Genomic DNA, 15,872 nt, shown 5'->3' on the forward strand with positions numbered 1-15,872 from the left:
CAAACAGAATTACCAAAAAACGGGCACCATTGGAATATCGGCATTAGGAATAGTTTCCTAAAATGCGATTTCAGTCACATTCTTCATGGTGCATTGAGTTATCGAGAGTTCCGCTGTGTCATCTTATAACGATTTTCTTTCCTTCCCGAAGGAAGAAGACCAGAATTCCCACCGAGAAGAAGTAAACGAATCTGCATTCCGGCAGGCGCTTGAGCGACTGGGCAAAGGCAAGCCCGCGCCCCGCAATGCGGGCGGCGGCAACAAACCCGCCCAGGCCAAGCAGCGTCCCCCGCGCCAGGCCGACCCCACGCAGCGCCGCCGCAAGTTCGTGCAGGATGGCGAAGTCCGGGTCGAACACCAGTCGCTGGTAACGGGCCGCGCCACGCCGCGTGTCATGCACGCCCAGCAGGAAGACCGGAGCGAAACCGACCATCTGCGCCACAAGGTCCAGTTTGAGCTTAAGCTGCGCGAACAGGCGGAACTGCGCCTGTCGGAAGCGCAGGCCCAGATCCGTTCCCTGACCACCCGCATCGGCCATGCCGATGTCATCGCCGCCGAACACAAGGAAAAGCTGGCGACCCGTGATGCGGAAATGCTGGCCCTGCGCGCCGAACTGTACACGGCACGCGAAGAAATCGCCCAGTTGCGTGAAGAACTGAGCCGCCAGAAAAGCCGGCAGCGCACCGCAGAGGCACGCCCGGCACCCACCCCGGCTCCGGCCCCCGCCATGACGCAAGAAACCGAACAGGACGAGCCGGAACCCGTCAAATGGTGGCTGCGCTAACACCCTGCCTTTCGACACAGCCGGTACCCAGCGCATATGGACAGTAATCAACCGCGACAGAACGCGGCGGCACGCCAGCGGCAGGTCGGCCTCGTCATTGTCGCGGCCTGCACCAGCGCCAGTCTGGCAATAGAAATACTGCTACCGCTGGTCAGCGGGCTGGTAAACCTGCTGCGTGACATACTGGGCGTACTGATCCTGCCCTTTTCCTTCATGTTCGGACTGGGCAACCCGGTGGGACAGTCCCCCGCATTGCTGCGCCTGCTGTCCGACATGGGCATGCAGACACAGATGCATCCATGGCGGCTGGTCGCGGCGGCCGTGCTGGAACTGGTGGCAGTTTTCCTGTTTGTCATTGCTGAACGGCTGGGTGGCCGCACCGGCTACATGGGGGCCTGCCTTGCCTCTGTCGGGGCCATCATCCTGTCCGGCCTGCCGCTGGGCACACCGCTCCTGCCCGCCATCGTGACGGAGGGGGTCTTCCTGCTCTGCCCCCCCACGCCCGACCCGGACTAGGCTTGCCCGGTTATCCGGTCAGTCCGTCAACCAGCCGCGCAATCCGTGCGCAGGCTTCCCTGAGGATATCATCACTGGTGGCATAGGACAGGCGCAGATAAGGCCCCTGCCCGAAGGCGCTGCCATGCACCAGAGCCACATGCTGCTCGTTCAGCAGGGCGATGGCAAAATCCTCATCCGTTTTCAGCAACTGCCCCCCAGCAGTCGTGCGCCCCATGCAGGCCGCAATACCCGGATAGGCATAAAACGCCCCGTGCGGCATGGCACAGGTCAGCCCCGGTATGTTCCGCAGGGTGGACACAACCAGCTTGCGCCGACGGTCATATACCGCGCACATCTGCGCGATAATATCCGGCGGCCCGTCAAGGGCGGCGGCGGCGGCGGCCTGACTTATGGAACAGATCCCTGATGTCGCACTGCCCTGAATGGCCGTCATGGCGCGGATAAGGGGTACGGGACCGCCCACGTAACCCACGCGCCAGCCTGTCATGGCATAGGCTTTCGACACGCCGTTAAGTGTCAGGATACGGCCCTTCAGGTCGGGGGCAACGGCGGCAAGCGAGACGTGGCGCTGACCGTCATAGATCAGGTGTTCATATATTTCGTCCGACAGCACATGGACATGCGGATGCCGCCGCAGCACCTCGGCTATGGCTTCAAGATCCGCCCGCCCCATCGTGCCACCGGTTGGATTGTTGGGGAAGTTGAGGACAAGCCATTTTGTGCGCGGAGTGATCGCGGCCTCAAGGGCCGCCGCCGTCAGCCGGAAACCATCGGCTTCGTGGCAGTCGGCATAGACCGGCGTGCCCCCGAATATCTGCACGATCAGCGGATAGCTGACCCAGTACGGCCGGGGAATGACCACTTCGTCCCCCGGCTGCACGGTCGCCATGAAGGCATTGAAAATGACCTGCTTGCCGCCATTGGACACCATAATTTCGGCAGGCGCGTATTCCAGCGCGTTTTCGCGCGCGAATTTGCGGGCAATTGCTGCCTTGAGCGCGGGCGTGCCATCCACGGGCGGATATTTTGTCTGTCCGTCGAGCGCCGCACGGTGGGCAGCCTCGATCACGGCGGCAGGGGTCGCGAAATCCGGCTCCCCCAAGGCGAGGGAGAGCACTTTCTCCCCCTGTGCGCGCAGGGTACGCGCGCGCTGCGCCATGGCGATGGTTGCCGGCACGCCCAGACGGTCCATACGCTGCGCGAACAGCGGATGGGCGGTGTCCCCGCCCTTGTCCATCACGCCCATTCTAGCGCAGCGCCGCGCAGAAGCGCTGGATACGCAGGCAGGCTTCCTTCAGGCTTTCGGTATCGGTGGCGTATGAAATACGGAAATGCCCCGCGAACATGAACGCGCTGCCATGCACGGCGGCCACGCCTTCCTCATCCAGAAGGGCAGTCACGAAGGCCTCGTCCGTATCGATCAGCGTGCCGCCAGCACTGGTCTTGCCCATACAGCCAACCATTGAGGGGAATACATAAAACGCCCCTTCCGGCACGGCACAGTGCAGGCCCTTCGCCCCGTTCAGCATGCCGACGACAAGATCCCGCCGCGCCTGATAGGTCGCAACCATGGTGGCGATGAAGTCCTGCGGCCCCGTCAGCGCCTCGACAGCGGCAGCCTGGCTGATGGAACCGGGACCGGATGTGGACTGGCTCTGCAATTTGTTCATTGCACGGGTCAGTTGCACCGGGGCCGCGGAATAGCCGATACGCCAGCCCGTCATGGCATAGGCCTTCGACACGCCGTTCATGGTCACGGTCCGGTCGCGCAGCCGCGGTTCGACCTCCACCACCGTGGGGGCGCGGAAGCCGTCATAAACCAGCTTGTTGTAGATATCGTCCGTCAGGATCCACACCTGCGGATGGCGCAGCAGCACATCGCACAGGCCGCGCATTTCCTCGGCGGAATAGGCGGCGCCTGTCGGGTTGTTGGGGGAGTTGAGCAGGAGCCATTTCGTGCGCGGCGTGATGGCGGCCTCCAGTTCGGCAGGCTGGAGCTTGAAGCCGTTTTCCGCGCTGCACGGCACGATGACCGGCGTGCCTTCGGCCAGCGATACGATATCGGGATACGATACCCAGCATGGTGCCGGGATGATGGCTTCATCACCCGGATTGATGGTCGCCACCATGGCGTTATAGATGATCTGCTTGCCGCCGTTGGAAACGATCACCTCGTCCCATGTGTAATCCAGCCCGCTATCGGCACGGAAACGTTCGGCAATGGCCCGGCGCAGCGCGGGTGTCCCGGCCACATCGGTATATTTGGTCTCACCCGCTGCAATGGCGCGTATGGCCGCCTGCTTGATCGTATCCGGCGTGTCGAAATCCGGCTCACCGGCGGAAAGGCTGATAATATCCTTCCCTGCCGCCTTGAGCGCACGCGCCTTGGTTGAAATGGCGATCGTCTGGCTGGGGCTGATCCGGTCCAGCCGGGCGGCGGTGAGATCCATGATATCGAGATCCATAAACAGTGAAAGACATCCGGCACGATGCCGGGCAACGGTCGCGTAGCCTAGTGCGAACCCGGTGCGGAGGAAACAGCAGATATGTGATCCGGCGTCCCGGCTGCGGCGCATACCTGCGCCGGTGTCCAGCCCGCCGCGCGCATGGCGCGGACGGATACCGCCCCGTCACGCTTGGCCAGCCGCCTGCCACTGGCATCGCACAACAGCGGGTGATGGCGGTAACGCGGCGCGGGCCACCCCATGATGTGCTGCAGCAGGCGGTGCAGCGCCGTGGCCGCCATCAGGTCCGCCCCGCGCGTGACAAGTGTTATCCCCTGCAGCGCATCGTCATGGGTGACACACAGATGATAGGAAGCAGGCACGTCCTTGCGCGCCAGCACCACGTCCCCAAAGTGCTGCGGCTGGCAGGGCTGTGGGCCACGGCCCATTTCATGCCATGTCAGGGCGGTCGCACCGGGCCATTGCAGTGCGCGCGTCATATCCAGCCGCAGGGCATAAGGCATTCCTGCCGCTAGCAGTTCGGCACGGCGGCCCGGGTCCATGTGGCGGCAGGTGCCGGGATAGACCATGGTGCCATCGGGCGCACGGTGCGGTGCGCTGGCGGCTTCCGCAATATCGCGCCGCGTACAGAAACAGGGATAAAGCAGCCCGTTCGCGTCCAGCGCATCCAGCACGCGGCGATAGTCATCCATATGCAGGGACTGACGCCGCACGGGCTGCGGCCATGACAGGCCAAGCCAGTCCAGATCCGCATACAGGTCCGCAATGAACTCGGGCCGACACCGTACCGTGTCGATATCTTCCACCCGCAGCACGAAGCGACCACCCGACTCCGTAGCCGCACGCCAGCCCGCCAGGGCGGATGCGACATGGCCAAGGTGCAGATGGCCCGTGGGACTGGGGGCAAAACGGGTAATTTCTGTCATTATTCAATCAATAACAGGCGTGTAGGGAAAAATTGTTCCTGTTGCGCGTTCCAGAAGCACGATGACGGGAACCATACGGCTGTTCCGCCATGTCTTGCCACACCATGCAGGGTCTGCAATAGATTCAACAGTTACCTGACGACGACGCACATCACAGGCGTTCGCTTCGGAACATAGCAGAGTACGCCTGCGTATCGTGCGGCGGCATTCGGAAAGGAATGCGTCCGTGCCCTGTGACAGTCAATACTTGCCTGCCCTGGTCCTGAATGCCGATTTCAGGCCACTGTCCTATTTCCCGCTTTCCCTGTGGTCATGGCAGGATGCCATCCGCGCCGTCTGGCTGGACCGCGTATCGGTACTGAGTGAATACGACACCGTCGTCCGCTCCCCTACCCGGAGTCTGCGCCTGCCCAGCGTGATTGCGCTGAAGGACTATATTCCCGCCGCACGCAAGCCTGCCTTCACCCGCTTCAATGTCTTCCTGCGCGACAACTTTTCCTGCCAGTACTGCAATACCCGCTTCCCCACACAGGAACTGACATTCGACCACGTCATTCCACGCAGCAAGGGCGGGCGCACAAGCTGGGAAAACGTCGTGACCGCATGCAGCCCGTGCAACCTGATCAAGGGATCGTACATGCCACACCAGATCCGCATGTATCCCAGCCGCACCCCTGCACGCCCTTCCAGCCGCAGATTGCAGGAAAACGGACGGGCTTTCCCGCCGAACTATCTGCATGAAAGCTGGCGCGACTATCTTTACTGGGATACCGAACTGGAAAACTGACGCCGCCCGTTCGCGGCGCACACGCTATTTTGTGTAGCTGTAATCGTATTCATCCGCCAGCTTCTGAAGGTCCGGCGCGCCGCGCAGGTTAAGCGGCAGCGGGTGGGCCGGGTGCTTCTTCGACCCGAAGATGAAGTTGTGGTCGCTCATACGCTGGCAGGTATTGGCGGCGATGGGAAAACTCAGTTGCACGGCGGAACCCATCTGCTGGCGCAGGCACTTTACATCGCTGTCATAAGGCATACGCCCGATTTCGGCGGTGCATCCGCCCAGCACAACCAGACCGCATGCCATCAGCCCGAGCCGAGCGGACAGTTTTTCCACAATGTTCAGCTTCATTTCGACCCCGTCGCTTAAGCGGTGCCGACACTGCCACGAAAGTGCGGTCCGCGATAGGGGACAAGACGACACTGCCGTCGCTGCATCGCCCTGAATGCATAGGTGCCCTACCCTGAGTGCCGGGCATGAAAAAGAAGCATGCCAGACAGGAAATACCATGCAGGATGCATAGGTATTATCTGACTGCATAGGTGATATTACCGTGAACTGGATGACAGATGGCGGTTATATTGTCACCCTCACTCGTTATTCTGATTTTTTTTAAATCGAGTGCGATATATAAGAATTACAAATACATGCTCGCATGGCTGTAAATTTGTTCCATGATTGCGTATGCCTGTCGCCCCTGTCCCCATCGATGCCTGAGGTAAAAGAATGAGATTACTGGCCGTCCATCCAAGCTCACTCATGTACACGAAGGTCTTCCTGCGTCTTGAACCGCTGGGGCTTGAACTGGTTGCCGGTGCCGCGCGCAACAAGGGACATGAGGTAGACATCATCGACCTGCAGGTCGAAAAACATGCCGATTACTGGGAACGGATCGAAAAATTCCGCCCCCATGCCGTCTGCTTTTCCGGCAATTATCTGGCAAACGTTCCTGAAATCATCGACCTGTGCAAGGAAACACGCCGGCGCCTGCCCAACGTGCTGCTGTTCCTTGGCGGTCACTCCATCTCGTTCATCGCGCGCGACGTGCTGGCGCTGTCGGATGGCGCGGTCAACTGCGTCCTCAAGGGCGAAGGGGATGCGACGGTCGGCCTGCTGCTCGAGGCATGGGAACAGGGCAAGGACCTGACAACGGTGCCCGGCGTGGTGACGATGGACGGCGAAGGCCCGCCACCGATCTTTGTCGAATCCCTTGATGAGGTCCGTCCCGCACGTGACCTGCTGCGTCACCGCCGCAAGTACTTCATCGGCACGCTCGATCCCGCCGCTTCCATCGAATTCGCCCGCGGCTGCCCGTGGGACTGCACGTTCTGTAGTGCATGGACCTTCTACGGCCGCTCCTACCGCACCGCGAGCGCCAAGGTGATCGGGGAGGAACTGCAGGAAATCAAGGAACCCGGCATCTTCATCGTGGATGACGTGGCCTTCGTGCATGCCGAACACGGCCTTGCCATCGCCGAAGAGGTGAAGCGCCGCAACATCAAGAAGGAATATTACCTTGAAACCCGCGCGGACGTTCTGCTGCGCAACAAGGAAGTGTTCGCGGTCTGGAAAGAAATCGGTCTGAGCTACATCTTCATCGGGCTGGAAGCGGTGGATGCCGAAGGGCTGAAGCGTTTCCGCAAGCGCGTGTCGATGGACCGCAATTTCGAGGCGCTGGACTACGCCCGGTCACTGGACCTGATCGTTGCGATCAACCTGATTGCCGATCCGTCGTGGGACCGCGAACGCTTCGAGGTCATTCGCCAGTGGTGCCTGGAAATTCCCGATATCGTGAATATTTCCGTCACGACTCCCTACCCCGGCACCGAAATCTGGGAAAGCGAGTCCCGCAAGCTGACGACACGCGACTACCGCCTGTTCGACATCCAGCATGCCGTCATGCCCACCACCCTGCCGCTTCGTGAATTCTACGAGGAACTGGTCAAGACCCAGCAGATCCTGAACAACAAGCATCTGGGATGGAGCGCGATCAAGGATACGCTGGGTATCGCCCTGCGTCTGGCGCTGCGTGGACAGACCAACTTCCTGACCATGATCTGGAAGTTCAATTCGGTCTTCAATCCCGACCTGCAGATGGCGGACCACGCGCAGAAGCCGGAATACGAAATGCCACTCAAGCCCCAGGGCAGCGACCAGAAGATTGATCGCAAGACACTGTATGTGCATGGGCCTGCCGGTCGCAAATCGCGCAAGCTGGACGATGACACTGAAAAGTTTGTCGATGAAACCCGCATGAGCACGGTTGACTGACCGACTGCCTGCAGAACCATATTCACGACCACGAAAAGGGCCAGTGCCATACGCACTGGCCCTTTTCCTTTGCAGGAGCCACATAACGGGAATCGGCAGGACCGGGCATGTATGGCCAATACCCCGAAGAAATTGAGTATGCCGGGTTCACCGTCATTGCGGACAATACCTCAGGAGACGGTTTTTCGGAGGGAGTCGCCTACAACCGACGACGAACCTTTACCACCTTCCCCGCCCTGCCCCGCGTTATATTATGTCATAGCGCGACAGTTGCATGCGCTTCTCCCTAGACCATTATGTAGTCAGGTGGAGACATATCCTGAGTTTTTGAGGAGTGAACCCATACATTTCCATGCCGTCTCAACGGATCGCCCTGCCGCCTTGCGCAGCAGGTCTGGCGAATACCTGTTCGATCGGACTGAGGTCGAACTGTAAGGGCGGCAGAAAGATCACCCTCGCGCTGACGGTACGGGTTACCTTGCGAGCAGCATCGCCCTTGTGACTGCCGAAACTGTTTCCAGCATGACGAGACCTCCAACCCTGAGCGTTGGAAGCCGAAACTGCTCGATACGGGCCTGGAAGCAGCGCTCGTTGATTGCGACCCCCGTCGAAAACCGCAGGGTGCGGTGACCCGGCCATGACGCAGTGCTGCGAGAAAGGTTCAAGGCGTCACCCGCACGGACGCCCCATTATGTAAAATGGTTGATCGCCTCCCCCTGAAAGGAATGCAACCCGTGATTATGTTGAAACGAGCAGTCTGAAATGCCGTGGTATGATTTCGTGCCCTATGGGCAACGGAAACACTGGACTGAAGGTGTGGCAGGCTTTTTTCATCTTATATCATCCGCCATCCGCCATCCGCACTACGCCACATCCTCTTCTCCCTGCCGGGAATTACGAGAGCGCCAAAACGATTGCCGGTCTGTCGTATTCATATTCACATGCCACGAAACACTTCGATCAGGCGGGAACAGCCTATACCAACCTCGCCACGGACCTGATCTGCTGCGATTTGCAGCTTCCATCTCGCCGTCAGGACCAGACAGGACACCCATAACGAAACAGCACCATCGCAACTGTCCGTCCGCAATGCTGGTGGCAGAAAGTGGAATCAGGGCCTTCTCCTACCTAATGGGCTGTTTTTATTAACATCAGGAGCGATAATAAAATACATCCGTGAACGAGACTCTACGCACCTTCTCCTTCTTACACACGTTTTCGGCGCAGAGCAGGGAGCGGGACAGCAAGCCACTGACTGACCACCACCATATGGACGAACGGGGATACACGCCGCAGCCTCGGCCTGAGGTGTTCCCTCTGTCGGTCACGTCTACGGGGAACACAGTTACCCATCGTCCCCAGTCCCGCCATACGGGATATTTGCGGGGCTTCCTTGCGCGTAAACCGCTTTTGCGTTGCCCGGTCACATGCGCACATTATGATTGGCAACACAGAAAAAAAGGTAGCCAGATAATGGAAACGTTAACACTGCACATAAGCGGCATGACCTGCGATGGCTGCGTCGCCAACGTGGTGCGCGCGCTGGAAGGCGTGGAGGGCGTGGCGATGGCGGATGTCTCGCTGGAACAGGGCACCGCCCGTGTCACCTTCGATGGCCGCAGCACCAATCCTGCCGACCTGATCTCGGCGGTTGAAGATGCGGGATTTGACGTCTCCCCATAAGGCAGACGTGGTGGGCAGGCCATCTGTGCCTGCCCCACCCTTGACCTGATTATTCCACCGGCAGTGCGGCGGCGGCCTTGCGAATGGCTTTCGCCATGGCTTCCACGCCATTGCCCCGGTTGGTGGACAATGCCTGCACCAGCCCAAGATCGCGCAGGAATTTCGGGTCCGTATTCAGGATTTCATCGCGGCTGCGACCGGAATAAACCCGCAGCAGCAGCGCCACCAGACCGGATACGATGGCCGCATCCGATGTCCCGGCCAGATACAGGACGCCATCCTTTGGCTGGACTTCCATCCAGACCTGGCTCTGACATCCCGGCACGCGATGGGCGTCATCCTGCCATTCGGCGGGAAAAGGCGGCAGCTTGCGGCCCAGTTCGATAATATACTGGTAACGCTGCATCCAGTCATCGAACAGGGCCAGTTCATCACCGATCTCGGCAATGGCATCTGCGGCGGTATCGTCCTCTGGCTTCACGAAGGGGTCGGTCATCATCTTTCCTGTTACGCGCGGCCCGGTTGGGCGGATATCGGTCAACGTGCAAAAGGCCGCGCCTTCAGGCACGGCCCCTGCGCAGGCTCCAGTCCCGGCCTGTTACAGGATAAAGCGGCTCAGATCACCCTTGCGGGCCAGCGGGGCCACCTTTTCCTGCACATCGGCTGCGGTAATCTCCACATTCTGTCCGGCGCGGTCGGCGGCAGTGAAGGATACATCTTCCAGCAGGCGTTCCAGAACGGTAGCGAGCCGCCGCGCGCCAATATTCTCCACCCGTTCATTGATATCAGCCGCCAGTTCCGCCAGTGCCCCGATCGCATCATCGGTAAAGGTCAGGGTGAGCTGTTCCGTCCCCAGCAGGGCGATATACTGCTGAAGCAGGGAGTGTTCGGGCTCCGTCAGGATACGGCGCAGGTCGTCGCGCGTAAGCGATGCAAGTTCCACGCGGATCGGCAACCGCCCCTGCAGTTCGGGCAGCAGGTCGGACGGCTTGGCGATATGGAACGCCCCTGATGCAATGAACAGGATATGATCCGTGCGCACCGGCCCGTATTTGGTGGAAACGGTTGTCCCTTCGATCAGCGGCAGCAGATCGCGCTGCACCCCTTCACGCGAGACATCGCCACCACGCGCGCCCCCTTCCGCAGAACGGGCGCAGACCTTGTCGATTTCATCAAGGAACACGATGCCATGATCCTGCGCGTGGGCCACCGCCTCACGCGTCAGGGCGTCGGTGTCGAGCATCTTGTCCGCTTCCTGCCGGATCAGGGCGATGCGCGCGGCTGCCACCGTCATGCGCCGCTGCTGCGGCATGCGGTTCATGAAGCCCTTCATCATGTCGGAAAAGTTGATGACGGTGCCCGGCGTCATGTTCGGCATGTCCGCCTGCGCGGGATTTCCGCCCTCGGCGATCGAGATCTCGACTTCCTTGTTTTCAAGCTCCCCATTACGCAGCATACGCCGGAACTTGTTCTTTGTATCGGCCGAGGCCCCTTCGCCCACCAAGGCATCAAGCAGGATATTTTCAGCAGCCAGTTCGGCTTTCGCTTCCACATCCTTGCGCCGCAGGTCGCGCAGCATGTTGATCGAAACCTCGACCAGATCACGCACGATGCTTTCCACGTCGCGCCCGACATAGCCGACTTCGGTAAACTTGGTGGCCTCGACCTTCAGGAACGGGGCCTGCGCCAGCTTGGCCAGACGGCGTGCGATCTCGGTCTTGCCGCAGCCCGTCGGACCGATCATGAGGATGTTTTTGGGCACGACCTCGTCACGCATCGCATCGGTAAGCTGCGCACGGCGCCACCGGTTACGCAACGCGATGGCCACGGCGCGCTTCGCGTCGCCCTGCCCGATAATGTAGCGGTCGAGTTCGGATACGATCTCACGCGGGGAATGATTGGGAATGTCCATTACGCCGCTCCATCCTGCGCGCCCGCACCCAGTGTTTCCACAATGACGGAATGGTTGGTGTAGACACAGATATCACCTGCGATCTTCATGGACCGCCGTGCGATATCAACCGCTGACAGCCCATCAATCCCCAGCAGGGCACGCGCGGCGGACAGGGCGTAATTGCCGCCCGAACCGATGGCGATGATCCCGTCTTCCGGCTCCAGCACGTCGCCATTGCCGGTCAGGGTATAGGAATGTTCGGCATCCGCCACCGCCATCATCGCCTCAAGCCGACGCAGGTAGCGGTCCGTCCGCCAGTCCTTGGCCAGTTCCACACAGGCGCGTTCAAGCTGGTTGGGATAACGTTCAAGCTTGTTTTCCAACCGTTCGAGCAGGGTGAAGGCATCAGCGGTCGCACCCGCGAAACCTGCCAGTATCTGCCCGGTGGGACCGATGCGGCGGACCTTGCGGGCGTTACCCTTGATGACGGTGGCGCCCAGCGTCACCTGTCCATCGCCGGCCATGGCCACCTGGCCTTCACGCCGGACACACAGAATGGTCGTACCATGCCACCCGACCGGGTCATGGGGAGATGAATGATGATCTTGCATGGTAATAGAGATAAAACCTTCTTCCGCCAGCACAAGGGGGCAGCACGGACATCACCCCCGCCCTGCTATGCCCCCTGCGGGGCACGGTTCATGATACGGTCGATATGGGTGGCCAGGTCCGCGCGGGTGAAGGGCTTGTGCATGACATCGGCGCTACCCGCGGGCAGCGCACCCGCATTGGCGTAGCCGGTCAGGTACAGGACCCGCAGGCCCGGTCGTAGCGCCTGAAGGCGATGCGCCGTTTCCAGTCCGCCCATGCCCGGCATCATCACATCCATGATGACCAGATCAACCGGTTCCAGCCCCTGTTCCATGGCCTGCACGGCGGCGGCACCACTGCCATATTCCACCACGTCATGCCCGCGCGCGCGCAGGAAACCCGCCGTCACCGCCCGCACGCCCGGTTCATCATCCACCACCATGACATGCAGCGGCCGCCCGGTCGTGGCTCCACCCGTTGCGGCGGGCGTGCCCGCACCCGCAGGCAAGGCTTCCACCGCGCCCGCAGGCACTGGCAGGCACAGGTCAACGCGCGTCCCCTCGCCCGGCCTGCTGCGGACCTGCACCTCGCCACCCACATGCCGGATGAAACCATAGATCATCGACAGGCCCAGCCCGGTGCCGCGCCCCACATCCTTGGTGGTGAAAAAGGGCTCGAACACGCGGGCCAGCGTTTCGGGCGACATGCCAATACCCTGATCCGTAACCGAGACCATGACATAATCGCCCGGCACCAGATTGGTGCCCGCCACGATTTCCTTCACCCGCTTCAACGCCGTGGATACCCGGATCATGCCGCCTTCGGGCATCGCGTCCACAGCGTTGATGCAAAGGTTGAGCACCGCCAGTTCAAGCTGGCCGGCATCGGTATTGACCGGCGGCAACCCGCCTTCGGACGCGCCCGTATCGACCACGATGGTACAGGGCACCCCACCACCCTTGCCCTGCCGGGATATGACGGTCTGGGCCAGCAGGTCGTTCATGCCATGCAGCAGGGCATTGACGTCCACCGGTTCCAGACTCAGGTCACGCGGGCGGCTGAAATTGAGCAGCCGCCGCGTAAGGGACGCACCGCGCTGTGCCGCGGCGGAGGCATTGTCCAGCAGCCGCGCCATCGGCCCCGTTTCTGGCCCCATGTCGCGCACCAGTTCAAGCGAACCCAGCACGGCGGTCAGCAGGTTGTTGAAATCATGTGCGATGCCACCGGCCAGCGTTCCCAGCGCCTGCATCTTTTCCGCCTGCCGCAGCCGGGCGGCCATTTCCTGCTGGCGGGTTACGTCACGGTTGATGACGACGGAACACGCCGTGCCATCACCCAGCGCCCCCAGCACGACGCGGGTGATTTCCCGCCACCGGCCCTGCGCGCCACCACGGATATGGGCGGGCAGTTCGAGGGTTTCCTCATCCCGTCCTTCGGTATGCAGGCGTTCTTCCGCCGCCTGGATAACCGGCAGCAGTTCCGCGTCACACAGTTCCGCTTCCGTCCGGCCCAGACAGGATGCGATGTCGCGGCCATAGAAATCGGCGGCCTGCTGGTTGATGCGGATGAAGCGTCCCTGCGCGTCCTTGAAGCCCAGACCGGAACGCAGGTTGTCCAGCAGCCCGTGCAGCAGCCTGCGTTCGGTGCGCAGTTCACGTTCCAGCCGGTGGTAGTCCGCCGCCTGCACGATCATGGCGCGCAGGGCGTCGGGGTCCCATGGCTTGTGCGAATAGAACGAGATACGCCCCTGATTCAGGGCCGCCGCCACGGCGCCGATATCGGCATAGCCCGTCAGCAGGATCGCCTGCGCATCACATTTTTCACGCGCGCGGGCCAGCATCACGTCCCCGCCCATTTCGGGCATGCGCTGGTCGGATACGATCACGTCCACATCATTGCGGGTGGACAGGATCTCCAGCGCCCTGGCAGGGGATGTGGTGGACACGACGGTAAAGGCGTCTTCCAGCAGGTCGGTCAGGGCGACAAGGATTTCCGCCTCGTCATCCACCAGCAGGACGACAGGACGCGCCTGTACCGTGGAATCGGTATTCATTGATCTGCACCTCCGTGCTGCGGGGGTTCATTGCGCGCCAGGTATCCGGCCCCTGCGGGGGACTGGGCCGGTGGCAGGCTTTCACCACCCGGCCCCGCGTTCCACGGCACGGAAATGGTAAACCGCGCGCCACCCTGCGGGGCCGTGCCGACCGACAGGCTGCCATGATGGGCCTGCACCACGCTGTAGGCGATGGCCAGCCCCAGCCCGGTTCCGGCCCCCACCGGCTTGGTTGTAAAAAACGGCTCGAAAATACGTTCCTGCACATCGGGCGGAATACCGGGGCCGCTATCGGTGATGACAAAGACGTAGCTGTCCTGTCCCTCCCCGTTATGCGTCAGGAATGTATGGATATCGATTTCCCCTTCCGCGATGCCGCTTCTTGTCGACATATCATCAGGCTGGGCCGCAAGAATTGCATCCGCCGCATTGCTGATAATATTCATGATGACCTGATTGAGCAGCGCCGCCTGACAGTACAGCCGCTCCGGCGCTTCATACCGCCGCCGGACCACGATCCCGCTGCCCAGTTTCTGGGTCAGCAGCGCCATCACCGTTTCCAGTGCTTCCGGCACGTCGATCAACTGGAACAGCCCTTCATCCAGCCGGGAAAATTTGCGCAGGTTCAGCACGAGGTTCTGGATACGCCGCAACCCCATGTTCATGGACCCCATCCGGTCGCGGCATTTGGTCAGGACGGTCTCGCGCGCCTCATGCGCGGGGTCAGTGCATGCGGCTTCCATCCCCAGCACGCGATCCAGCCCCCTGGCCACGGTATCCTTGTGGGCAAGGATGAAGGCCAGCGGGTTGTTGATTTCATGTGCAATACCCGCCACCAGTTCACCCAGCGAGGCCATCTTGGCGGTCTGCACCAGCTTGGCCTGTGTCTCGATCAGCTTGTGGTTGGCATCGGCCAGTTCACGGTTGGCCTGTTCCAGCGCTTCGGCCAGCGATGCCTTGGACGCGATGGCGGCGGCTTCCGCGCGTGCGCTCTTGACCGCGATTTCACGCGCCTGACGTTCCGTCTCGATCCGGCGCACGTCATCCTGCAGCAGCTTGCGCCGCACCAGAACGCGGATACGCAACGCCAGCGCGGCAGGCCCCACATCGCGTGAGACGAGATCATCTATCCCCGCCTCGAACACACGGGCCGCGAATTCCCGCGCATCGGGGCGCGCCGCGCCATCCACGCCCAGTATGCGCAGCGGCACATTGCCCGACAGCAGATCCTCCTGCCGCCATTCATCCAGCCTGCGACAGACTTCAAGCCCGTCGAATTCCCGGCATGCAAGGTCGATCACCACACAGTCGGGCACATGTTCAGGGTCATGCAGCACGGACGGGTCCAGCAGGGCGGGATCATGACACAGGGTCACGATATGCCCGTCACGCCGCAACTGCCCGATCAGTTCGGGCACCGCCTGCTGCCGCGCGGGTTCGGGTGCGATCACCATGATACGCGCGCGGCGGAAGACCCGCTCCGGCCGCAGTGTGGGGGTATGGGCTGCGTGTTCGCGCAGCAGCGCGCGGATACGAAAGACGATCAGCGCCGGATCGGATGATTTGGGGATATACGCATCCGCCCCGCTTTCCAGTCCCTCGCGCTCAAGCCCCGGCTCGATCCCTTCGGTCAGGATCAGGACAGGGATCGTGCGCGTTACGGCATTCATGCGAAGCTGGCGGGCAAGCTGGCCGCCATTCATGCCGGGGAGGTGATAGTCCGCGATCACCAGACCGGGCAGACCCTCATCAAGGGTATCCAGCGCCGCCTCCCCGCTGGCCACGCGATGGACGTGAAAGCCGTGACCTTCCAGCATGCGGCGGATGCGCAGGGCCTGCGTGTCCGAATCCTCGACCAGCAGCAGCGTGTCGGGGTGATCCTCTCCGTTCGTCAGGGGCATCAGCGTGCGG

At 61.5% G+C, this 15,872-nt stretch carries 14 protein-coding genes; 5 read left to right on the plus strand and 9 right to left on the minus strand.

Features of this window, described 5'->3' with window-relative positions; all coding sequences use genetic code 11:
- Positions 1-115: 115 nt before the first annotated feature.
- Positions 116-784 carry a hypothetical protein gene (locus CFR79_RS00515; protein WP_110546430.1) on the plus strand — a complete coding sequence of 223 codons (669 nt, stop codon included), beginning with the start codon at positions 116-118 and terminating at the stop codon, positions 782-784.
- Positions 785-820: 36 nt separating this feature from the next.
- Entirely contained in the window at positions 821-1,300 is a 480-nt protein-coding gene (locus CFR79_RS00520; RefSeq protein WP_110546432.1) for a hypothetical protein, read from the plus strand.
- Positions 1,301-1,310: 10 nt separating this feature from the next.
- Here the strand turns inward: CFR79_RS00520 and CFR79_RS00525 are convergent, their stop codons facing one another.
- From CFR79_RS00525 to gluQRS, 3 genes are all read right to left on the minus strand, one after another.
- Complete coding sequence (locus tag CFR79_RS00525; protein WP_102324151.1) at positions 1,311-2,540, minus strand: pyridoxal phosphate-dependent aminotransferase; 1,230 nt, start codon at positions 2,538-2,540, stop codon at positions 1,311-1,313.
- Between the two features lie 10 nt (positions 2,541-2,550).
- Positions 2,551-3,753 carry a pyridoxal phosphate-dependent aminotransferase gene (locus CFR79_RS00530; RefSeq protein WP_165927289.1) on the minus strand — a complete coding sequence of 401 codons (1,203 nt, stop codon included), beginning with the start codon at positions 3,751-3,753 and terminating at the stop codon, positions 2,551-2,553.
- Positions 3,754-3,815: 62 nt separating this feature from the next.
- A complete protein-coding gene (gene gluQRS, locus CFR79_RS00535; RefSeq protein ID WP_102323256.1) occupies positions 3,816-4,694 on the minus strand; it encodes a tRNA glutamyl-Q(34) synthetase GluQRS in 879 nt (292 codons plus the stop codon).
- 226 nt (positions 4,695-4,920) lie between these two features.
- Between gluQRS and CFR79_RS00540 the strand changes: the two genes are divergently transcribed.
- On the plus strand, positions 4,921-5,481 hold the full coding sequence (locus tag CFR79_RS00540) for an HNH endonuclease (RefSeq protein WP_110546438.1): 561 nt from the start codon (positions 4,921-4,923) through the stop codon (positions 5,479-5,481).
- A 24-nt stretch (positions 5,482-5,505) separates the two neighbouring features.
- On the opposite strand, the gene CFR79_RS00545 is transcribed toward CFR79_RS00540, so the two are convergent.
- Positions 5,506-5,820, minus strand: a complete 315-nt coding sequence (locus CFR79_RS00545) for a hypothetical protein (RefSeq protein WP_102323254.1) — start codon at positions 5,818-5,820, stop codon at positions 5,506-5,508.
- A gap of 375 nt (positions 5,821-6,195) precedes the next feature.
- On the opposite strand from CFR79_RS00545, the gene hpnR reads away from it, so the two are divergent.
- A complete protein-coding gene (gene hpnR / locus CFR79_RS00550) occupies positions 6,196-7,740 on the plus strand; it encodes a hopanoid C-3 methylase HpnR (RefSeq protein ID WP_102323253.1) in 1,545 nt (514 codons plus the stop codon).
- A 1,473-nt stretch (positions 7,741-9,213) separates the two neighbouring features.
- Entirely contained in the window at positions 9,214-9,423 is a 210-nt protein-coding gene (locus CFR79_RS00555) for a heavy-metal-associated domain-containing protein (RefSeq protein WP_102323252.1), read from the plus strand.
- Positions 9,424-9,472: 49 nt separating this feature from the next.
- On the opposite strand, the gene CFR79_RS00560 is transcribed toward CFR79_RS00555, so the two are convergent.
- The 5 genes from CFR79_RS00560 to CFR79_RS00580 form a co-directional block, all read right to left on the minus strand.
- Positions 9,473-9,919 carry a SufE family protein gene (locus tag CFR79_RS00560; RefSeq protein ID WP_174234152.1) on the minus strand — a complete coding sequence of 149 codons (447 nt, stop codon included), beginning with the start codon at positions 9,917-9,919 and terminating at the stop codon, positions 9,473-9,475.
- Between the two features lie 102 nt (positions 9,920-10,021).
- Complete coding sequence (gene hslU, locus CFR79_RS00565; RefSeq protein ID WP_110546443.1) at positions 10,022-11,335, minus strand: ATP-dependent protease ATPase subunit HslU; 1,314 nt, start codon at positions 11,333-11,335, stop codon at positions 10,022-10,024.
- Positions 11,335-11,928 (minus strand): ATP-dependent protease subunit HslV, encoded by a 594-nt coding sequence (gene hslV / locus CFR79_RS00570; RefSeq protein WP_110546740.1) that lies wholly within the window; start codon positions 11,926-11,928, stop codon positions 11,335-11,337. Before hslV ends, hslU begins: the two co-directional genes overlap by 1 nt.
- A gap of 65 nt (positions 11,929-11,993) precedes the next feature.
- Positions 11,994-13,961 carry a response regulator gene (locus CFR79_RS00575; protein WP_110546445.1) on the minus strand — a complete coding sequence of 656 codons (1,968 nt, stop codon included), beginning with the start codon at positions 13,959-13,961 and terminating at the stop codon, positions 11,994-11,996.
- On the minus strand, positions 13,958-15,862 hold the full coding sequence (locus CFR79_RS00580) for a response regulator (RefSeq protein WP_258373324.1): 1,905 nt from the start codon (positions 15,860-15,862) through the stop codon (positions 13,958-13,960). Before CFR79_RS00580 ends, CFR79_RS00575 begins: the two co-directional genes overlap by 4 nt.
- Between the last annotated feature and the right edge of the window lie 10 nt (positions 15,863-15,872).

This window comes from Komagataeibacter saccharivorans (genome assembly GCF_003207825.1).
In the GTDB taxonomy this organism is placed as follows: domain Bacteria; phylum Pseudomonadota; class Alphaproteobacteria; order Acetobacterales; family Acetobacteraceae; genus Komagataeibacter; species Komagataeibacter saccharivorans.